Raw genomic sequence first — 21215 nt, 5'->3', positions numbered from 1 at the left:
AAGAACTCCTATATAACAAAACTAGGAGTGTCCATTATGACGTCAGTATCTATTCATGAATTCAAACATTGGCTTAAATCTCATCCTAATTCTCAATTTAGAAATGTCTTTTTCATTTTGAAAAGTATTAGAAACATAGAGCTTCCTACCCCTCAATTCGTTAATCAGACACTTTATCAAGGCCACCAGCTTATCACTGGCATTGTAAGTGGAGGTTCTCGTTTTTTGTATTGGACACCAGCATTTAAAGGGCGACTCGCACACTGCGGTAAGCGTCTATATTTGTACGGTGGTCTACCATTTGTTAGCGGTCCATTACAAATTCGCATTGGAGATGACTGCCGTATTTCAGGGCACACGACTTTTTCAGGGTGCACCATGAGTGAAGCACCTCTACTTTCAGTGGGAAACAATGTGGACATTGGCTGGCAATCGACCATTGCAGTTGGTAATAAAGTCACCATTGAAGACAATGTTCGCATCGCAAGTGGTGCTTTTATCTTCGGGTACTCAGGTCACCCACTAGATGCAAAACGCAGAGCGTTAGGAGAAGGTGATGATGCTAATCAAATTGGTGAAATCATTCTTCGTAAAGATGTATGGATAGGCACAAATGTCACCATTAAAGGGGGCGTAACAATCGGTGAAGGTACCGTTGTAGCAGCAGGTAGCGTTGTAACAAAAACGATCCCACCATATTCGATTGCCGCAGGGAACCCAGCCCGGGTTATAGGAAGCATCCCTGCATCTCAACCTTTAACTACTTTGAATGATGAGATACTAGGAGGTTACGATGCGTGATTTAATCGTATTTGGTGAAGATTTCGGAGGTTTACCATCTTCCACTCAACATTTAGTTCGTCACCTATCGAAAACTCATAAAGTGCTGTGGGTTAATTCAATCGGCTTAAGACAGCCGAAGCTATGTGCTAAAGATATCAAACGTGCGTTAAACAAACTGTTTGGTCGTAATAATGCACACGCACAAAACATGTCAAATGCGACAGACGCCCCCAACATTACCGTGGTTAATTTGCGTACTATACCGGCTCCAAAATCACAGCTAACTAGACAAGTCGCTAAACACCTTATGCTCAGCCAACTAAAGCCTGTGATGAAACAGATTGGAATCACCGATCCGATACTCTGGACGTCACTGCCTACGGCTGTTGACCTATGTGGACACCTTGGGGAGTCATCTGTTGTGTACTACTGTGGAGATGACTTTGATGCTCTTGCTGGGGTCGACCATGACACGGTGAAAACTCATGAACATGATTTAATTGATAAAGCTGATTTGATTTTTTCTGCCAGTAATAAGCTAATGACTAAATTCCCAGCCTGCAAAGCACAACTTTTGCCCCACGGTGTAGATTTAGAGCTATTCAGTACCCCGGCGCCAAGAGCGTTAGATCTCCCAACGGGACACAGACCAATTGCAGGCTTTTACGGCAGTTTGTCCAAATGGCTTGATTATGAACTATTGGATACGGTAGCTAAAAACCTGCCTGAGTGGGACTTTGTATTCATCGGCCCTAATGAACTCCCTACATTACAGTTACCAAGCTATAACAATGTTTACTATCTGGGTCCGAAGGCACATTCCGAACTTCCGCGATACTCACAACACTGGGATGTAAGCTTACTTCCATTTGTTGATAATGAGCAGATACGAGCTTGTAGCCCTTTGAAGCTAATGGAATATTTAGCGGCTCAAACACCTATTATTTCAACACCGTTTCCTGCGTTGAATACCTATCAAGGTTACGTTTCAACCGTTAATAATGCTGAGGAAATGGTACATACTCTACAGAAGAAAAGAGACTTAAAATTAATCCCTAGTGATGTTGTTCAACAAGAAAGTTGGCAACAACGAGGTAAATTTGTCAATTGGATGTTGGAGTTATTATGAGTAATCTAAAACTTCGTTTATTAATCATTCTTGGTGCTATTTGGCGTCAGCGTTACGTAATTCTTATTCCTATTATGATCTTACCTTTTGTAGGGTTTGGAGTGAGTAAGATGGCCCCACCTAAATACGATGCTCATACCAGCATGCTGATCCAAGAAACTGCAAAGATGAATCCTTTCTTGGAAGACATTGCAGTCTCGACCATGCTAAAAGACCGGATTAATGCGCTAAGAACACTACTACATAGCCGACATGTGCTTTATTCCGTCGCGACTGAGCTTGAGCTTATTTCTTCAGATATGTCAGCAAGAGAACAGCAAGAAATCATCAGTGACCTTTCAAACCGATTATCCGTAACGCAGCTAGGTAAAGACTTTTTAAAAATTAGCCTAACTTCGAACACTTCAGAAGGTATGAAAGACACACTGCAATCCGTCAGTGAGCGTTTCATTGAACAACTACTCGCGCCGGAACGTTCATCCATACAAGACTCAAGTGACTTTTTGAGCATACATATAGAGAAAAGGCAGGTAGAACTGCAAGCCGCTGAAGAAGCACTTGCTAACTACAAAAATAACAACGCTCAATCCACACCTGAGATTCAAAGCCAAAGTTTAAACCGCTTAGCATCTCTGAAACAAAATTTAGCAGAGAAACAAGCAGAACTCGCGGGTGTTGAAAAAAGCCTAGGTACAATAGATCAGCAGCTATCTAAAACTAACCCTGTAATAGGCAAACTTGAAGATCAAATCATAGACATCCGAAGCGATCTAACGTTACTTCAAGCTAAATACACAAACCAACACAGCGCAGTACAAGCCAAAGTGTTAGAACTGGAAAGACTGGAAAACGAGAGAACTGCGATTCTCAAAATGAAACAGCCAACGCTGAATAGTGATCAGCTTTGGGATATTGCCAGCAGTAATACACTCACAAAATTAAGCGATACACAGCCCCTTTTAGTTACACAACTTCACAGCCTGCAATTAGTTCGCGCGAGATATGAATCGTTAAAAGAAGAAACGAAAAGCCTGAAAAAAATGATTTTCGAATTAGAGAATAAAGCCAATAACTTTGGGGAAAATGCGAAGGTCATGTACCGACTTCAGAGAGATGTTCAGATTAAACGTCAACTTTATGATGAATTAATGGAACGATACGAAATGGCCCAATTAACAGGATCACTCGGTCTTTTTGAACAAAACAAGCGAGTAAAAATTATAGACTTACCTTTTACACCTAGTATTCGCTCCAACTTACCTAGTGTGTTATTCGTTATTGCAGGGCTATTGGCTGGCTTAGGCTTTGGCGCAGGTCTAGCGATTATATTCGAACTATTCGACTCATCAATTAAACGTAAAAGTGAGATAGAGGATATTTTAAATGCGCCAGTGCTCACTGTTATACCAAAAATGAATTAACCAAACCTTCTGCTTCCTATTTACACCCTCTTACTATGCGTCAGTTTACAGCTGGCGCTTTTTATTGCTCCACTCTTGAAACTCACAGTTGCGAAAAGAACACAGGTTGATTCCATTTTGATTCTTAAATTAAAACGAAAATGACAAAACAAGAAATTTAAACATAAACAATTGATATTTAACAATAAAATAACTGGCACGGTCCATGCTTAACCTTAATAAAGAGTACAAAAATAAAATCTAATTATTGATACTTAAAGGGACTTAGCTTATGAAAACACAGCCTAAAGGAAAGAAGATCATACACGTAGTTCAACACCTGGCACCAGGTGGTTTGGAAACGTTAACACTCGATTTACTTCAGTTTGCAAAGAAAGAAGACCAAGTTCTTATTGTCAGCCTTGAAGGCACTCGCGAACAAGCACTGAAGAATTGGACAAAGCTAGAGCCTTTCCAATCACAGCTTGTATTTTTAGATAAAGCACCAGGAGTCCAGCTTAACCTCATTCTTACTCTTATGAAGGCCTTTCAGGGTGTAAAACCCGATGTTGTCCATACTCACCACATTGGTCCTCTTTTGTACGCTGGATATGCTGCAAAAATCACAGGGGTTCCTGCTCGCATTCATACAGAACATGATGCATGGCATTTGAATAATACTAAGCGTCGTAGAATTCAAGATATGGCACTTAAAGCTGCGCAACCGACCCTAGTTGCTGATGCAACTTGTGTTTACAACCAACTGAAATCGACTTTCTCTTATGCAAACATCACTACCATCAAAAATGGTATTGATTGCCAAAAATTTAAGCCTAGTTCAAAAGAAGCCGCTCGAGATGTCTTTTCACTCCCACACGACAAAACCATCATTGGCTGTGCTGGTCGTCTCGAGACTGTTAAAGGGCAGGATCAATTAATCAAAGCGTTAACTCTTATTCCAACCAATGCTGTTGCTGTTTTTGCAGGGCAAGGTTCGCAAAAAGAGGAATTAGAACAGCTAGCCAAAACACTGCAAGTTTCTGAACGAGTCATCTTTCTAGACTTAGTGGATGATATGGTGAACTTCTACCGCTCATTAGATGTATTTTGTCTGCCATCACGCCATGAAGGGCTACCTTTATCAACGCTCGAAGCTCAAGCTTGCAATATTCCTACTGTCGCGATGAACGTTGGAGCGGTAAATGAAACACTTTGTCCTAAGACTGGTCATCTCGTTAAAAGAAACCATATCCCTCACTTGTCACATGCTTTGTTACAGGCAATAGCTGATAACAAAAATAACAATGACCTTTCCCAAGGACCAAGACAGTTCATTTTAAAGAACTTCGACGTTCGTAACATGGTTGAGTCATACAATGACATAGCAAATGGAGCTTACGCATGATTGATATTCTATTAGTGGTGACGTGCATTTTTTCTGGTGTGTTCATTATTTATCATCACCTCGGCTACCCTTTATTGCTGCGTTGGTATTCAAAAAAACACCCAAGCGACGGCGTAAAGGAAAGCACAAGAAGCTACAAGAAAATGAGAAGTGATAGAGTTCTACCAAGTATCACTATCCTAGTACCGGCTTATAATGAAGAGCAGTGGATAGCAGAGAAAATAAGAAATCTCGCTTCATTAGATTATCCAAACGAAAAACTGAGAGTCATTATTGCCTGTGATGGCTGTACAGATAACACAGTACAAATGGCTGAAATGACAATCCAAGAAGCTATTTGCTGTGATGTCCATTTTGAAATTCATAACCACAGTAAAAATCGTGGAAAAGTTGCTCTTGTTAATGAAGAAATTTGCCAGATAGACAGCGATATCACAGCACTTAGCGATGTATCAGCTTTGATCTCGCTGGATTCTTTATTAATTGCCAGTGCCCACTTTTCAAATAACCGTGTAGGCGTGGTAAACGCAACTTACCGTATGTATCCAACAGGAAACCAAGGTGAGAGTACTTACTGGGCTTACCAAACCGCAGTCAAAGAACAAGAAGCATCGCTGGGTTCAAGCTTAGGAGCACATGGCGCATTCTATTTGTTTAGAACAGAATTGTTCGACCAATTGCCAACCAACACCATCAATGATGATTTCATTCTGCCAATGCAGATAGTAATAAAGGGTTATCTAGCCGACTACGAGCCTAAGATGATTGCGCTAGAACTGGAAGAAACCAACAGAAGTAATGACTTCAAAAGAAGGCTAAGAATCTCAGCTGGTAACATGCAACAAGTTATTGAGTTATTTGGTTTATTCAATCCAAAGTTTGGAGGTACGGCTTTCGCTTTCTTTTCAGGGAAAGGGTTAAGATTATTGACTCCTTACTTAATGATCATCTGCTTCGTCACCTCGACATTATTAAGTCACCACCTTGTATTCGATATTCTGTTCTACCTACAAATAATGATTTATAGCATAGGAATTATTGGTTACTTACTTCCACAGCACTTAAGTGCCAAGCCAATTTCACTGATTTCTTATTTAGTGGTTGGGCACTATGCAAACTTTGTTGGCGGGCTTCGTTACCTGCTGGGCTTTGAAAATTCACCTTGGGCACGCGTCAGTCGTTAAGGACTTATTATGATGAACACTAATCTTTACCTAAACAAAAATAGCCTGTACCAGAATAAAATTTCGCACGCTAAACGTACTTTTGACTTTCTGGGAGCCCTAGTCGCACTTGTGATTTTTCTACCTCTCTTCCCTATTATTGCATTTGCGATTGCAGTTTCTTCAAAAGGTCCTGTCTTTTATCGCCAGCTAAGAGTAGGAAAATCGACGCCCGATAAAATGGCGTTATTTGAAATAATGAAGTTTCGTAGCATGTACCAAGATGCTGAAACACGTTCAGGTGCTGTGTGGGCCAGTAAAAATGACCCAAGAATCACCCCCATTGGCAACTTCCTAAGAAAAACAAGACTCGATGAGTTACCACAACTGTTTAACGTACTAAAAGGAGAGATGTCACTTATTGGTCCAAGACCCGAACGCCCTACTTTCTACAATAAATTAGAGACTGAAATTCCATACTTTGCAGATAGAACTTATGGCGTACTTCCAGGTATTACCGGCTTAGCTCAAGTAAACCAAGGCTATGACACCTGTATTGAGGATGTAAGACGCAAAGTAGGTTTTGACCACAGCTATGCGCTCAGCCTATGCTCTGTTAAATCGTGGATAAAAACGGACTTAAGCATTATCACTAAAACAATTGTTGTTATGGTTGATGGTCGAGGCCGCTAAAATAAGATAGGATTTGCCTTTCTCGCAAGTTACGAAAGTTCCTAAAAACTATGAAAATTGAAGACTTAAAACTGTTTACGACTGTCGTTGAGCTAGGCAATTTCACTGCAGCAGCAAACGCACTGGATTTACCAAGAGCCAACGTCAGCCGTCGCATTAATGATTTGGAAAAAGCTCTCAGTATTCAATTGTTTTTTAGAACGACTCGCAGCCTGTCGTTAACTAAATCAGGCGAGCTTTATTATCACGAGTTAACCAAAGCGCTTACCGCTTTAGAAAAAGCCAATCGAGTTGCTTCTAATCTATTAGAAATCCCCCACGGGCGAGTGAAAATTGGTCTATTGCCAGAAACAGGTGACATTATTCAAGCCTCACTGTTTAAGTTCCAAGATCTATATCCAGAGATAGAACTCGATATTAGGAGTATAAACAACGGATTCCTTGATATGTATCGACAAGGGCTGGATTTGGCGATGCATGGCGGTCGTTTACACGATACAAACGTAGTCGCTCGTAAAGTGATGGACCTTCAGCGTATATTCGTTGCTAGTCCAACTTACCTCGAACAGTTCGGATCACCTGCCAATCTAAATGAGCTCGTCAGCCATAAATTTATCTGTTTTCGCTGGCCTAGTGGAGACATTGATAAGCAATGGGAAATACTTGATCAAGTCATCAAAGTGGAGCCTAAAGTCGTTAGTGATAGTATCGGTTTTGTAAAAGGTGCAACCTGCCGTCATCGTGGTATTTCACTATTACCTGAGCTTCTCGTTCGACAAGAACTCAAAGATGGAACCTTAATTAATCTATTTCCTCAAAAAGAAGTCAAAACTGAAGAAGCATGGTTGCTGTATCCACAGCGAAAAGCTCTAAGTCATGCCAGCCAACTTTTGATCGACTTTTTATTACAAGAACTTCCAAAAATATAATCATTGTCTCACTTATCGAGACAGTGTTATTCAACTAGGCCTGATTATCTTATAGCGCTGTAACGATAGAATTGCTCCACTTATTTATAGGAGCAATCTATGACTATCCCTCATCAATATACTGTATTAGCAGCCACTCTATTTTCTCTTGTTGGCTGCAATAATTCGCTAGAACCACAAACCGCAGCTGATCAAACCTCAACGGAAAAACTAAACCGTCTTGTTCATGTTGTTGAACTTAAAGACAGCGCTCATTTATCTACCAAAATTTTTACCGGTAAATTGCAATCAGCAGAAACCGCAGGGGTTGCTTTTCGAGTGCCGGGGACAATTCAAAATATTCTCGTTAAAACAGGCGAAACGGTTAAAAAAGGTCAACCTATTGCGCAGTTAGACCCACACGACTACCACGTTGCTTTAGAAGAGCTCCAAGCCCGTGCTTTAGAAGCAAAATCAGCGCATAAGCTCGCAAAAGCGGAACTCGCAAGAGTAAAACAAGCCATTGCTGATGATGCGATTGCTAGTGTCAACTTAGACCGAGCAATCAGCGGCTATGAAAGAAGTGAATCTGCCGTAAAAGTGGTTGGGCAGAACATACGTCGAGCAAAAGATATGATTCGATACACTCGTCTTTTAGCACCTTTTGATGGTGTCATTGCCGCTTCAAACTTTGATCAATTTGAACAAGTGCTACCGGGCATCGCGGTCTTTACCATTCATAAGCCAGATGAGCTAGAAGTGAAGATTGATGTGCCTGAAAACCTCATCCACCAATTTAAATCAGGTCAAAGTGCCAACATTAGCTGGTACCAATCCGATACACCGCTTATTGGGTACGCAGAAGAGATTTCGTCACTCCCACACCCAATCAAACAGACCTACTCCGTCACTTATCGACTGAACATCCAAAATGACCAAGGTATAGGCATATCCGAACATGGTTTATTACCAGGCAAAGCCGTAACACTTTCAACTCAACTCGGTGAAGCAAACTCTAACCATTGTTTACCTTACTCTTCACTTGTTTCTAAGGAAGGTATTGACAAAGTTTACGTCGTTAAGGATGCACATGCTTCTGGTGTCACAGTCAATGTTTCTTCATTCAGTGACCAATCTGTATGTGTTCAAGGTGATTTGAACCTGGGAGATCATGTTGTCATAAGTGGTGCTGCTTACCTTTACGAAGGGCAAGAGCTTAATTCTATTCAAGTCAAAGACATATAGGTGAATGATGATTAATTTAGCTGATTTTGCGATTAAACAACGAACCTTTGTTCTCTTCTTTACAGTTTTAAGTGTAATTGCTGGACTGTATTCCTACTTTGATTTAGGGAAATTAGAAGATCCTAGCTTCACCATTAAAACCGCGGTAGTCGTTACGATTTACCCAGGAGCTTCTGCTGAAGAAGTAGAACAACAGGTGACCGATACCGTTGAAACCAAATTACAAGAAATCGGGACATTAAACCGTTTGAGATCGCTTTCTCGACCGGGAATGTCGATGGTTTTTGTTGACCTAAAAGAGTCTTTAAACTCTCAAGAGCTGCCACAGGAATGGGATCTATTGAGACGTAAGGTATCAGACATGAAAATGCTGCTCCCTTCCAGTGCTCAAATTAGTATTGTTCAAGATGAGTTTTCAGAAGTCTATGGCATGTTATTTTCTATCCATAGTGAAGATGCTTCTCCTGTGTCACTTCGTCTATATGCTGAAGAATTACAACGCCGAATTAAAACCGTGGATGGCATAAAGAAAGTCGAACTACATGGCGTTCAGCCACGCGTGGTACATATTGACATTCCTGATGAAAGATTGGCTCAGTATGGTTTATCTATCGCGCAAGTATGGAGCCAGCTAAATACTCAAAATACCACATTCGAAGCTGGAAAATATGCCGTTGGGCAAGAACGTATCCGTATTCAACAATCCAGTGAATTTCGTTCCCTAGATGACATAAGAAACCTTGTCCTTAAAGGTGGAGTCAGTGAAATTGGTACAGGTCTAATTCGACTAGGTGATATAGCTGAAGTCTCGATGGGTTATCAAGAACCCGCAATGACAGAAAACCGCTACAATGGCTCACCCGCTGTTACATTAGCTATGAGCCCTGTTTCTGGTATTAATGTCGTATCACTGGGAGATCAGATAGATGAAATCGTCACTCAATATCAGTCTGAACTGCCTCTTGGTGTTGAGATTGCAACGGTTGCTAATCAACCTGAAGAAGTTCAAAAATCGATTGATAATTTCGTAAGTAACCTACTTGAAAGTGTCGCGATTGTATTCATTGTTTTATCAATTTTTATGGGGCTGAAAAGCGCCACAATTGTTGGTACTAGCCTATTACTAACCATACTCCTTACTTTGATTTACATGAATCTATCGGGTATCGACTTACATCGCGTTTCGCTGGGTACCTTCATCCTTGCGCTCGGTATGTTGGTGGATAACGCGATTGTGATCACCGATATGATGATAAGTAAAATCAATAAAGGGGTTGATCGTACCAAGGCAGCCATTGACTCAGTTAAAGAAACAGCAACCCCACTCTTTGGTGCAACCGTCATTGCTATCATGGGGGCTAGCCCAGTTATTTTTTCTCAAACTGATGCCGCTGAATTTGCCAGTTCTGTCTTCCTGATTATTGCCTCTTCGCTGTTGCTATCATGGTTTGTGGCAATGACCTTTACGGCATTAATGTGTTGGATGTTCATCAAGCCATCTAAAGAAAAAAAACAAGAGAAAAACAGCATCTACAAACGCAGTGTAAGCTGGACAGTCGACAATCCTTTAAAGGCATTGTCAGCACTTATCCCATTGATTCTATTCACTGCATTTGCGGTTCCACATATTGCGATTAACTTTATACCTCAAGCTGACAGACCGATTTTGTTCCTTGATTACTGGCTACCTAATGGTGCCAAAATAGAGCAAACCTCAGATGATATGAAGCGCATAGAGGGATGGCTATTAGAGCAACCTGAAGTCGAAAGTATTTCAACGTATGTTGGCGCAGGAGCACCTAGGTTCTCGGTAACGATTGAACCAGAACCATTTGACCCTGCTTACGGTCAGATTCTTATTAATGCTACCGACTATCCGTCACTCAGCCCACTTATCGCTCGCTCTGATGAATGGCTTGCTAAAGAGTTTCCGAATGCAAACCCAAGGTTCAGAAGCCTGAAGCTAGCAACTGCTGATAAGTTCAGTGTTGAAGCTCGATTCTCAGGACCTGATGAAAAAGTTCTACATGACTTAGCTGAACAAGCAAAAACTATTTTCTCAGCTCATCCAGATGCTAAATATGTCCGTGATGATTGGCGCCAGAAGAGTAAAGTTTTAGTTCCAGTCATTAACCAAGATAAGATGCGCCACGCAGGTGTAAACCGTGCTGATATTGCCTTTGCAATGAAACGAGCATCTGAAGGTATGCCTCTAGGTCGAATGAATCTGAATGACGAGCTGATCACTATTCAACTTCGCGGCACTGCACAGTCAATAGAGTCTCTTGAAACGCTGCCTGTTCGTTCAATATTAGGAATGCACAGTGTACCCCTTGGTCAAGTTGTGGATGGTTTCGAGCTTGTTACTGAAGAAAGCATGATTTGGCGTAGAGATCGCGTAAAAACGATCACTGCTCAAGCAGGTGTGGGTAGATATACCACTCCAGCCGCAGTAAGAAACTCAGTTAAGCCTCTAATAGAAGCGATTGAATTACCTGAAGGTTATTCCCTTGAGTGGGGCGGCGAGTATTACGACGAGCATAAAGCCGTCAGTGATATTTTGAAGCAACTGCCTAAAGCAATGCTACTCATGGTCATCATCTTGGTTGCTATGTTTAACGGCTTTAAGCAGCCTGTCATTATTTTCACTACTCTTCCACTGGCAGCTACTGGCGCAACATTCAGCCTATTGCTACTGGATAAACCATTTGGCTTTATGGCGTTAATTGGCGCAGTAACCTTAACGGGCATGATCATCAAAAATGGCATTGTTCTAATGGATCAGATTGAACTTGAGCGTAGCTATGGAAAGTCACTTTCAGAAGCCATTAAGGAAGCAACGGTAAACCGAACAATGGCAATTTCAATGGGCGCACTCACCACTGCGCTTGGAATGATTCCGCTTTTAACCGACCTACTATTCGACCAGATGGCTGCAACGATCATTGGCGGATTAGCAGCTGCGACAGTTCTGTCCCTGTTTGTTATGCCAGCCTTGTATCAATTGTTCTACAAAGCAGAAGATAAAAAGGCAAATAATCAAGGTACAAAGAACAACAACGCTAAAGATCTTGATTCCAAAAGCTTAGAAACAAGCCTTAAAACAAACCAACAAGCAGCCCAATAAGGAGTTCAAAAATGAAAATGCTATCTAAGCCAACATTTAAAATCGCCCCTATCATGCTCGCTTTGCTATTAACAGGCTGTGCGGTAGGACCAGATTACCAAGCTCCTGAAACCACAATGGCTGAAACGTATTTATACAGTCCGTCAAATGAAAATACGGCAGCTCAAAACATTGAGAATAATCAATGGTGGACTCAATTTAATGATCCGGTATTGAACCAATTAGTGCTAGATGTTCAGCAAGACAACATACCCATAAAATTAGCCGCAGAAAGAATCAATATGGCTAATTCATATAAAAGCGTTGTTGAGTCTTTCAAAGTTCCAACCGTCAGTCTTGGTGGTGGTTACTATAACTACCAACTGAGTGAAAATGACTCTCTACTTGGTCCTGTATTTGGTGCATCCGATCAAGTTGAATCAGCGACAGGAATGTCTTTAATGGAGGCTCAACATGACGGCGGTTTTCTTGGGGCAAGTATTGCTTGGGAAATGGATCTGTTTGGAAGAGTTGATAAACGAGTCAACTCCGCCACTATCCGTGTAGAGCAGGCTGAAATATTTCAGTCAGGGCTCACGACTTTGATAACTGCGGATCTTATCCATAACTATCTTCAATACCGAGGAGCACATGAACGTAAAGCACTGGCTTTATTAAATATTGAAGACCAAAAGAAGACCTTAGATCTGGTTTCTAAAGTAGTAAGAAGTGGTTACGGCTCAGAACTCGACTTAGCGCAGGCAAAAGCGATGTTAGCCGCAACTGAATCCGTGGTACCTCAACTCGAGATTGCAGAACAAGTACACAAGCAAAGAATGGCAGTATTACTCGGTGAATCACTTGGTAACATCAATGCTCGTCTAGAGAGTGATTACCAATTACCAACGCTCACAGATGTCATTCCAACAGGGTTACCTTCTGAGTTATTAACTCGCCGACCAGATATCAAAATGGCTGAGCGAGAAATGGCTGCAATTAATGAAGACTTAGGGGCGAGTATTGCTAACCGCTACCCTAAATTTTTCTTAACGGGTACACCGGGTGTAAGTGCAGGCAGTTTTGATGATCTTTTCAGCAGCGATTCATTTGGTTGGGCTGCTGCTGCGGGTATTCAGTGGAATGTGTTCGATGGTGGTCGCGGTGAAGCAATGGTTGAGCTCAATGAAGCGAGGTTTAAAGTTGCAGCACTGAGTTACCAGCATACGGTAGACAGTGCGTTTCTAGAAGTCGACTCAACCTTATTTGCTTATGGTCGTAGCCAAGAAAATCAAAAACGTGTTGATGAAGCGACTCGTGCAGTCGATAACGCAGTTGAAAAAGCAAAGGCCTTGTACAAAGCTGGCTTAGCGGATCACCTAGCGGTTCTTGATGCGCAAAGGCAGCAAAGAATGATGCAAGACAGACAGGTAGCAGCCAAGCTTCAGACTGCTCAAACGACAGTCGCGGTTTACAAAGCATTAGGCGGGGATTGGAAGGTTCCCGTTCAAGAACAAGATCCAAAAGTCGAAGGATCAGCAGAAACGAAAGCCGCTTCAGATGTGGCTAATACAAAAAACACTGATAATACAAAATCTAATTCATAGAGCGAATTAGTAGTACAAAGACAGAAACAAAAACGCCGTCACTTCAAGCACCAATATTCAGGAAAGCTCCTTATTTGGTATGTATAGAAGTAACGGCGTTTTTATTTATACTTACGAATTAGTTCAGACTTACAAATTAGATTTACGGAAAAACGAACTGACTTGGCGATTAAACCATTTCAAAAGCTAAAGCTTTCTTTTCTACTTGACGGAAAATCAGCGTCAACACTCCATTTACAGCTAAGTAAAAAGCACCGGCTACACCAAATACAGCTAAGGTATCGTAAGTTTGGCCATTAATACGCTGCGCGTACCCCATTAAATCCATAATGGTAATCGTGCTTGCCAAAGAAGTCCCTTTGAAAACTAAAATTACTTCATTGGAATAAGCAGGAACAGCACGACGCAATGCATAAGGCAATAACACTTTTAGAGTCGCTACTTTATCCATTCCTAATGCTCGGCATCCTTCCCACTGACCAGCAGGAATTGCGTTAAATGCGCCTCTAAACAGTAAGGTACTGTATGCCGCCGTATTCAGAGCTAACGCTAACATGGCACAGAACCAAGGTTGGCTTAACCAAGCCCATAAAAAGCTTTCACGAATCCAATCAAATTGACCCGGTCCGTAATACACCAAAAAGATCTGCACTAGTAACGGAGTGCCCGTAAATAGAGTAATCAAACCGCGAGTAAACCAATGAATAACCGGTAAACGTAAAATCAGCGTTACCGTCATAAGCAATGACAAGATACAACCAACTAATAACGAAGCACCTGTTAGCTGAAGGCTTGTCACCAAACCTTCAAGCATCTGGCTCAAGTGTTGTTCATTCATGCCAAAGCCCCTTTACCTGAACTATGCCCTTGGATCGAGAATTTACTATCAATGACCTTTACCGCCCTTTGAGTGATCAGAGTAATTATCAAGTAAATAGCCGCAGCCGTTGCATACCAAGTAAATGCTTCATGAGTAGCTGCAGATGTAAGCTGTGCTTGCTTAAGTAAATCGGTCACGCCAATCAGTGAAACCAGCGCTGTATCTTTAAGTAGAACCAGCCATTGGTTGGTTAAGCCAGGTAAAGCATGTCTCACTGCTTGTGGCAGAACAACTCTAAAAAAAGAACGAGCTTGGGAAATACCTAAAGCACTCGCGGCTTCTCTTTGACCTTTGCTAACGGCTTTAAGTGCGCCGCGAATCGTTTGAGATGCATAAGAAGCAAAGATTAAAGACAGCGCCACTACACCAGAAAGAAACGGGCTAACTTCAATAAAATCTCCCGTCATCATAAAAAGCACTTGAGTTGAACCGAAGTAAATAAAGAGCACAACTAAGATTTCAGGCAGTCCACGCACTATCGTTACGAAAGCAGTCGTTGGCCATTTTATTGCAATTCGACGAGACATCTCGCCCCCAGCAAATAAAACCGCTAGAACTAAACCAACTAATAAGCTAGTGAAGGCAAGCTGAATAGTCATCCAACTTGCTTCTACGAGCCCTAAAGAGTAACCCGTTAATGCCATATTACTTACCGAAGTACTTGTTAAAGATTTCTTCGTACGCACCATTCGCTTTCACAGCTTTAAGTGCTGCGTTTAGCTGAGCTACTAACTCTGGATTACTTTTGTTCACAGCAATACCAAAGCCATTACCAAAATAATCTTGGTTAGTTACTTGCTCGCCAACATACGTTAGGTTGTCTTGCTTCTTAAACCATTCTGCAACCACGGCTGTATCACCAAACACTGAGTCAATACGACCATTTTTCATATCGATGAATGCATCTTGATAGCTAGAATAAGGCACGGCTGTTACGCCAGACATTTGCTCAAGCAGGTAACTTTGGTGAGTTGAACCATTTTGAACACCTACACGCTTGCCTGATAAAGCCGCTTGATCCACCACTTTTCCTTCAATTGAAATGAAAGCGGCTGAATTGTCGTAATACGCATCTGAGAAGTTAACTTGCTGTAAACGAGCTTCAGTAATATCCATTGCCGAGATAGCCGCATCATAACGTTTGAATTTAAGAGCAGGAATTAGGCTATCGAATGCTTGGTTATGGAATGTACATTTTGCTTTCATCTCTTCACAAAGCGCATTGGCTAAGTCAACGTCAAAACCTTGGATTTGGTTATTTTCGTCCATGTATTCGAACGGAGCATAAGTCGCTTCCATTGCGAATTTAATTTCGTCTTGAGCGGCTGCATTAGCTGAAACAAGGCCAATTAGTGAAGCTAGTAAAATCTTTTTCATGGTGTGACTCCGAATGATCTGTAAATAGTTGGCTAGACGCCATTCTTATAGTTTGATTGGTTTAACTAAATCTCATGCGTAAATAGATCTAATGCGTTAAATATTCGGCAAACTCTGGGGTTTGCGGATTAATAAAGGAATCGCTCGTTCCGTGTTCAACGATGTAACCTTTTTCAAGGTACAAAACATGGCTAGCAATTTTTTTGGCGAAATCGACTTCGTGCGTTACAACGACTTGAGTGATACCTGTACCACTTAAATCTTTAATTATTTTAACGACTTGATTGGTAATTTCCGGGTCAAGTGCTGCAGTTGGTTCATCAAAAAGCAACACGTCTGGCTTCATCATTAATGCTCGAGCAATAGCGACACGTTGCTGCTGACCACCAGAAAGTTGTAATGGCCATGCGTTCGCTTTATCTGAAAGTTGGAGCGTAGTCAGGATTTTTTCAGCTTGAGCTAAAGCTTCTTCTTTATCTAAGCCTGCGACCTTAGTTGGGGCTTCAATCAGATTTTCCATTACAGTCATGTGCGGCCATAAGTTGTATTGCTGAAAAACCATTCCAACTTTACGACGTAATTTAAGCCCCTGCTTTTCTGGCACTTCCGCTGAAAAGTCAAAGCTTTGATTCGCAATGTGTAAATTGCCGTTGTCTGCAGTTTCTAACAGGTTCAATACACGTAATAGCGAGCTTTTACCTGCGCCACTTGGGCCGAGTAGCACTAAGGTTTCACCGCTTTCGCAATTGAAGCTAATGTCGTGAAGAACTTGTGTTTCACCGTACGATTTATTGATGCTTTTTACTTGAATACTCATGCCGGATTACTGCATTAATTGTCATTTGTCAGTTATTCTATTCATATTGATGTTTTATGCAAGAAAAATGTATAAAAAACTATTTTGTTGAATTTTTGTAACAAAATGGAAGGGTATTTTAGATTCTATGACTGGTCTGATCTGAGCAAGTTCTAAACCACTGAAATTACTAGATTGAATAAAATAGCAATCGCTTGCTCGCCATTTTATAAATCAGCACCTCTTTCAATCCATTCGTTAAAACACTCTGACAAACCCCAAGACCTTTGCATAAATAAACAGACAAGGCTTAGTGTGTATAAACGTGAAGTAGAATAATTTAGGCAGAATGCCGCAGGATACTCAGAGGTAGAGTCAAAAAGATGTTTTAATAGCTCCTTGTTTCAAATGAAAAATGACCCAAGGCTCAATTATGCAAGACAATGTTGCTTCTGAATCAACAGGTATTAGCCAAGAACATAAACCCGAGAAAAAAAGCTTAGGAATACTGTTTGAATTAATTAAATTCATACAACCTTATAAAGGTCGAGTGGCAGCAGCGTTAGTCGCGTTAATCTTTACCGCAAGTTTAACGCTCTCCGTTGGTCACGGTATTCGCATTCTGATCGACCAAGGTTTTACTGAACAATCATTAGAAGACTTAGGCAGCGCGATTCAATTTATTTTGCTCGTGACCGTTCTCATATCAATAGGCACTTTCTTTCGATTCTATCTAGTTTCCTCAGTTGGTGAACGAGTCAGCGCCGACATTAGGCTGGCAGTGTTTAATCATGTGATCACTCTTCATCCTAGCTATTTTGAAACAAATGGCAGCGGCGATATTATGTCTCGGATCACAACCGACACGACCTTACTACAAAGCATTATTGGTTCTTCATTTTCAATGGCAATGCGCAGTGCTTTAATGTGTATTGGCGCCATCATCATGTTGTTTGCCACCAATATTAAGCTGACTCTCATCGTGTTAGCTTCTGTGCCTTTCATTCTGATCCCAATATTGGTTTATGGGCGAAGAGTTCGAACCCTTTCCAGAAAAAGCCAAGATTCAATGGCAGATGTTGGCTCTTATGCTGGCGAAGCGATTGAACACATCAAAACGGTGCAAAGCTATAGTAATGAAGAGCAGGAAAAAGCGTCTTTCTCGGCTGAAGTAGAAAAAGCCTATGAAATTGGGCGTCAACGCGTAAAACAACGCGCTATCTTGATTTCAGGTGTCATCATCATCGTGTTTAGTGCTATTTCAGGCATGCTATGGGTCGGCGGAAGTGATGTCATTAACGGCACTATGTCTGGTGGTGATCTGGGGGCATTCGTCTTTTACGCAATTATGGTAGCTTCTTCTTTAGGTACTATTTCCGAAGTTTTAGGTGAGCTACAACGCGCTGCTGGGGCAACAGAAAGGCTCATTGAGATACTTCACGTTGAAAGCCATATTATTGCTCCGGTCCAAAACCCGATATCGCTAGGATCTGACTTGACCCAAGCTACTTCAACAAAAGTTGGTTCAATCAAAACTGATTCAAACCAAGAAAATTCAACTGAAACTAATCAACTAACAGCAGAAGTTGCCTTTGAAGATGTCACATTTCACTACCCTTCGCGTCCTGATCAAGCCGCTACAGAGCATCTCGCTTTAAAAGCAGAAGAAGGAAAAGTGCTAGCATTAGTTGGACCATCAGGAGCCGGTAAGACAACCTTGTTTGAATTACTGCAACGCTTTTATGATCCGCAGCTTGGTCGAGTGACATTAGGTGGTATTGATATTCGTCGTTTTGAACCAAATGAGCTAAGAAAGCAAATGGCATTAGTGCCACAGCAGCCAGCTTTGTTCAGTAACGATGTTTATCACAACATTCGTTATGGCAGCCCTGAAGCAACAAATGAACAAGTGATTGAAGCCGCTAAAAAAGCCCACGCGCATGAGTTTATTCTTAATTTACCAGAAGGTTATGATAGCTTCCTTGGTGAGCGTGGAGTCCGACTTTCTGGAGGGCAGCGTCAGCGAATTGCGATTGCACGGGCCATTTTGAAGGACCCTAATATCTTACTTTTAGATGAGGCCACCAGCGCACTAGACAGCGAAAGTGAGCACCATGTCCAACAAGCTTTGGATGAGTTAATGCGCGGCAGAACCACATTGATTATTGCTCACCGCCTGTCGACGATTAAGCATGCAGATCAAATAGCCGTATTGGACCAAGGTAAACTTGTCGATGTAGGAGACCACCAATCACTCCTTGAAACCTGCGAACTTTACCAAAGGTTAGTCGAGCTTCAGTTTAAATCGATGAACCGTTAACTACTAATCTCTCCCCACACAATTAACCCATTAAAAACAAAAACACTCTGCCAAATTGGCAGAGTGTTTATCGTTTCGATTCCAAGACCTAAATCTCTAATCCAGAAGACCTAAGCCTGATTACCAGTCATACGTGATACTTGCGATAACGTTTCGGCGGTCACCGTAGAAACAGTAGTAATCGCAAGTTGCGATGTACTCTTTGTCTGCCAGGTTTTTCGCAGCCACTTGGAATTTGTAATCTTCAATTCGGTAGCTAACGGTGGCATCAAATAAAGTATAAGAAGGCACTTTGTTGGTTTCTAGATTATCTGCATAAGAGTCACCGACATAACGAGCACCAGCACCAATAGTTAATCCATCTAAAGGACCATTTAAGAAACGGTAATTAGCCCAAGCAGAAGCAAGTTGGTCAGCAATTTGAGAAGGCGTATTGCCTACGTAATTGCTATTAGCATCTTCTGTTATTTCCGAATCGATAAACGATACGTTACCAATCAGAGTTAAGGCTTCAGTGACATTCGCCACAGCTTCAAGCTCTACCCCACGGTTACGAACTTCACCAATTTGAGTCAATTGACCACCCACTTGGCGTGCTAAGTTTTCTTTTGATACTTCAAATGCTGCAATGTTGAAATAACCGTTGAAACTACGTGGCTGGTACTTCAAACCGACTTCGTACTGTTGACCTCGTTCTGGTTTCGCAGGGTCACCATTTTTATCAAGCTGAATAATGGGATTGAACGACTGAGCATAACTTGCATAAGGCGTGAAGCCACTGTCCATTAAGTAAGCCACACCAAAGTTTGTCGTCCACTCTTCATTATCGACTTTGGTTTTAGCGCCTGTCGTAGTGTTATGTGTCTTGTTACGTGAATCATCGTAACGAACACCCAATTGAACAGCCCATTTATCAGCAATCATCATTTGGTTTTGTAAGTACAAACCAAGTTGATTATTTTTCGTTTTCGTTGTCTGACGATCTGACTCATCCAACTCGGCAAAAGTTGCAGGGTTCAACAGGGCAACATTACTGCTGTATGACGGGTTAAATACATTGAAGATAGGATTTGGAACATTCCCCACTCCAGGGATAGGCAGCATGCTATTTCCATCACCTATGATAGGGTCAGCGGCGTAATCTTTGCTGTCGATATCTATACTTTGATAATCGATACCCGCTAATAACGTATGTTCCACTACACCCGTTTTGAAATTATGAATCAAACGGTTATCAATATTGAATGCGTTTGAGGTTCCTTCTTCCGTAGAAGCTTGGCGAATAATAGAAGTACGAGTTGGATCATACGGAGCCAGTGCTGTGTCACCCACATATTGCGAGTAATACATTTGGCGTAAATTGATATCCATTTGGCTAAAACGAGTGTTTTGCATGAAATAAGTGCGATCATTAAAGTGATGCTCGAACTCATAACCAATGGATAACTGTTCACGTTCAAACGTTTCCCAATCAGTATTACCTAGCGCTGTGCTATCGCTGATTGTGCCATTAGGGTTTGAAGTCAGGGTTCCTTCCATAGGTAGGAACTGCAAGTATGGAACTGAATCGTCTTTCTGGTAACTCGTTAACAGGGTAATTTGAGTATCGTCGGTGAATTTGTAAGCCAAAGAAGGGGCAATAAAAATGCGTTCGGCTTCAACACCATCGACACGGCTACCATTTTTACGGGTCAAAGCTTGCAGCCTGAATGCAACTTTATCACTCACTTCTGAATTGACATCTAAACTGAGCTGCTTGCGATCGTCTGTACCAAATTCAGCCGAAAATTGACCTGAACCACCATCAAACTGTGGTCGTTTGCTGACAACATTTATAACACCACCTGGAGGTGTTTGACCGTAAAGAGCAGAGCCTGGACCACGTAAAATTTCTACTCGCTCTAAACCAAATGGGTCTATTTGCCAGCTATAAAAACCCGAAGAGTACAGACGAGTACCATCTTGATATAAGCCACTGTTTGCTTGCTTAAAGCCGCGAATAACAAACCAATCTTGCTTGTTGTCTTCACCAAAGTAATTCGCTTGAATACTTGGCGTATATTGCAATGCATCGGCAATGCTTATCGAGGCACGATCATCCATATGCTCTCGAGTCACAATAGAGATTGCACGTGGAGTTTCTCCAATCGCCACATCCGTTTTTGTTGCTGTACGGCTGCTTAACCCAACATAACTAAAATCTGGACCGATTGAGCTATCTTCAAGTTGATGCCCTAGCACTACAACCGTTTCGTCTTCTTCAGCTTGAACCATCCCTGACGTTAAGACCCCAGACGATACCGCTAAAGCAACTGCAAACGCCGTTGGGGTACGCATAAAATGCCGATTCATATACTTTCCTTAATACAATCTCGATCTAAAAGAAACAAAAACACAAACGATAAT

Annotated in this window: 15 protein-coding genes and 1 pseudogene; 11 read left to right on the top strand and 5 right to left on the bottom strand. The window is 41.6% G+C overall.

What is annotated here, in order from left to right; translation table 11 throughout:
* Positions 1–36: 36 nt before the first annotated feature.
* The 10 genes and pseudogenes from L4C37_RS19300 to L4C37_RS19255 all read left to right on the top strand — a co-directional run.
* Entirely contained in the window at positions 37–801 is a 765-nt protein-coding gene (locus tag L4C37_RS19300) for an acyltransferase (RefSeq protein WP_429769483.1), read from the top strand.
* Positions 794–1912 carry a glycosyltransferase gene (locus tag L4C37_RS19295; RefSeq protein ID WP_429769481.1) on the top strand — a complete coding sequence of 373 codons (1119 nt, stop codon included), beginning with the start codon at positions 794–796 and terminating at the stop codon, positions 1910–1912. The genes L4C37_RS19300 and L4C37_RS19295 overlap by 8 nt, the downstream gene beginning before the upstream one ends.
* Entirely contained in the window at positions 1909–3333 is a 1425-nt protein-coding gene (locus L4C37_RS19290) for a GumC family protein (protein WP_429769479.1), read from the top strand. The genes L4C37_RS19295 and L4C37_RS19290 overlap by 4 nt, the downstream gene beginning before the upstream one ends.
* 271 nt (positions 3334–3604) lie before the next feature.
* Complete coding sequence (locus tag L4C37_RS19285) at positions 3605–4717, top strand: glycosyltransferase (RefSeq protein WP_273295727.1); 1113 nt, start codon at positions 3605–3607, stop codon at positions 4715–4717.
* On the top strand, positions 4714–5901 hold the full coding sequence (locus tag L4C37_RS19280; protein WP_429769477.1) for a glycosyltransferase family 2 protein: 1188 nt from the start codon (positions 4714–4716) through the stop codon (positions 5899–5901). Before L4C37_RS19285 ends, L4C37_RS19280 begins: the two co-directional genes overlap by 4 nt.
* Positions 5902–5913: 12 nt before the next feature.
* Positions 5914–6573 (top strand): sugar transferase, encoded by a 660-nt coding sequence (locus L4C37_RS19275; RefSeq protein WP_372266786.1) that lies wholly within the window; start codon positions 5914–5916, stop codon positions 6571–6573.
* A gap of 50 nt (positions 6574–6623) precedes the next feature.
* Positions 6624–7502: a LysR family transcriptional regulator gene (locus L4C37_RS19270; RefSeq protein ID WP_137372774.1), complete on the top strand. Its 879-nt coding sequence runs from the start codon at positions 6624–6626 to the stop codon at positions 7500–7502.
* Between the two features lie 99 nt (positions 7503–7601).
* Positions 7602–8726 (top strand): efflux RND transporter periplasmic adaptor subunit, encoded by a 1125-nt coding sequence (locus tag L4C37_RS19265; RefSeq protein WP_429769475.1) that lies wholly within the window; start codon positions 7602–7604, stop codon positions 8724–8726.
* 7 nt (positions 8727–8733) lie between these two features.
* Positions 8734–11853 carry an efflux RND transporter permease subunit gene (locus tag L4C37_RS19260; protein WP_429769499.1) on the top strand — a complete coding sequence of 1040 codons (3120 nt, stop codon included), beginning with the start codon at positions 8734–8736 and terminating at the stop codon, positions 11851–11853.
* A gap of 17 nt (positions 11854–11870) precedes the next feature.
* A pseudogene (locus L4C37_RS19255) lies at positions 11871–13346 on the top strand (efflux transporter outer membrane subunit); the annotation flags it as partial.
* A 259-nt stretch (positions 13347–13605) separates the two neighbouring features.
* Here L4C37_RS19255 and artM read toward each other — a convergent pair.
* The 4 genes from artM to artP form a co-directional block, all read right to left on the bottom strand.
* Entirely contained in the window at positions 13606–14274 is a 669-nt protein-coding gene (gene artM / locus L4C37_RS19250) for an arginine ABC transporter permease ArtM (RefSeq protein ID WP_429769473.1), read from the bottom strand.
* Positions 14271–14960 carry an arginine ABC transporter permease ArtQ gene (gene artQ / locus L4C37_RS19245; protein ID WP_429769497.1) on the bottom strand — a complete coding sequence of 230 codons (690 nt, stop codon included), beginning with the start codon at positions 14958–14960 and terminating at the stop codon, positions 14271–14273. Before artQ ends, artM begins: the two co-directional genes overlap by 4 nt.
* Position 14961: 1 nt before the next feature.
* Positions 14962–15693: a lysine/arginine/ornithine ABC transporter substrate-binding protein gene (locus L4C37_RS19240; protein ID WP_273294069.1), complete on the bottom strand. Its 732-nt coding sequence runs from the start codon at positions 15691–15693 to the stop codon at positions 14962–14964.
* Between the two features lie 88 nt (positions 15694–15781).
* Entirely contained in the window at positions 15782–16510 is a 729-nt protein-coding gene (artP, locus tag L4C37_RS19235; RefSeq protein WP_372266743.1) for an arginine ABC transporter ATP-binding protein ArtP, read from the bottom strand.
* 412 nt (positions 16511–16922) lie between these two features.
* Here artP and L4C37_RS19230 point away from each other — a divergent pair, with 412 nt between their 5' ends.
* Positions 16923–18809, top strand: coding sequence for an ABC transporter ATP-binding protein/permease (locus L4C37_RS19230; protein WP_429769471.1), 1887 nt, complete (start codon positions 16923–16925; stop codon positions 18807–18809).
* A gap of 120 nt (positions 18810–18929) precedes the next feature.
* On the opposite strand, the gene L4C37_RS19225 is transcribed toward L4C37_RS19230, so the two are convergent.
* A complete protein-coding gene (locus tag L4C37_RS19225) occupies positions 18930–21146 on the bottom strand; it encodes a TonB-dependent siderophore receptor (protein ID WP_429769495.1) in 2217 nt (738 codons plus the stop codon).
* Positions 21147–21215: the final 69 nt, after the last annotated feature.

This window comes from Vibrio kagoshimensis, from assembly GCF_050337535.1.
Taxonomy (GTDB): domain Bacteria; phylum Pseudomonadota; class Gammaproteobacteria; order Enterobacterales; family Vibrionaceae; genus Vibrio; species Vibrio gallaecicus.
Note: the sequence above shows the minus strand (reverse complement) of the source record. Positions and strands in the feature narration are given on the sequence as shown.

Coding starts and splice junctions, on each gene's coding strand:
- L4C37_RS19300 (WP_429769483.1), top strand. CDS start 37: ATGACGTCAGTATCTATTCATGAATTCAAACATTGGCTTAAATCTCAT.
- L4C37_RS19295 (WP_429769481.1), top strand. CDS start 794: ATGCGTGATTTAATCGTATTTGGTGAAGATTTCGGAGGTTTACCATCT.
- L4C37_RS19290 (WP_429769479.1), top strand. CDS start 1,909: ATGAGTAATCTAAAACTTCGTTTATTAATCATTCTTGGTGCTATTTGG.
- L4C37_RS19285 (WP_273295727.1), top strand. CDS start 3,605: ATGAAAACACAGCCTAAAGGAAAGAAGATCATACACGTAGTTCAACAC.
- L4C37_RS19280 (WP_429769477.1), top strand. CDS start 4,714: ATGATTGATATTCTATTAGTGGTGACGTGCATTTTTTCTGGTGTGTTC.
- L4C37_RS19275 (WP_372266786.1), top strand. CDS start 5,914: ATGAACACTAATCTTTACCTAAACAAAAATAGCCTGTACCAGAATAAA.
- L4C37_RS19270 (WP_137372774.1), top strand. CDS start 6,624: ATGAAAATTGAAGACTTAAAACTGTTTACGACTGTCGTTGAGCTAGGC.
- L4C37_RS19265 (WP_429769475.1), top strand. CDS start 7,602: ATGACTATCCCTCATCAATATACTGTATTAGCAGCCACTCTATTTTCT.
- L4C37_RS19260 (WP_429769499.1), top strand. CDS start 8,734: ATGATTAATTTAGCTGATTTTGCGATTAAACAACGAACCTTTGTTCTC.
- artM (WP_429769473.1), bottom strand. CDS start 14,274: ATGAATGAACAACACTTGAGCCAGATGCTTGAAGGTTTGGTGACAAGC.
- artQ (WP_429769497.1), bottom strand. CDS start 14,960: ATGGCATTAACGGGTTACTCTTTAGGGCTCGTAGAAGCAAGTTGGATG.
- L4C37_RS19240 (WP_273294069.1), bottom strand. CDS start 15,693: ATGAAAAAGATTTTACTAGCTTCACTAATTGGCCTTGTTTCAGCTAAT.
- artP (WP_372266743.1), bottom strand. CDS start 16,510: ATGAGTATTCAAGTAAAAAGCATCAATAAATCGTACGGTGAAACACAA.
- L4C37_RS19230 (WP_429769471.1), top strand. CDS start 16,923: ATGCAAGACAATGTTGCTTCTGAATCAACAGGTATTAGCCAAGAACAT.
- L4C37_RS19225 (WP_429769495.1), bottom strand. CDS start 21,146: ATGCGTACCCCAACGGCGTTTGCAGTTGCTTTAGCGGTATCGTCTGGG.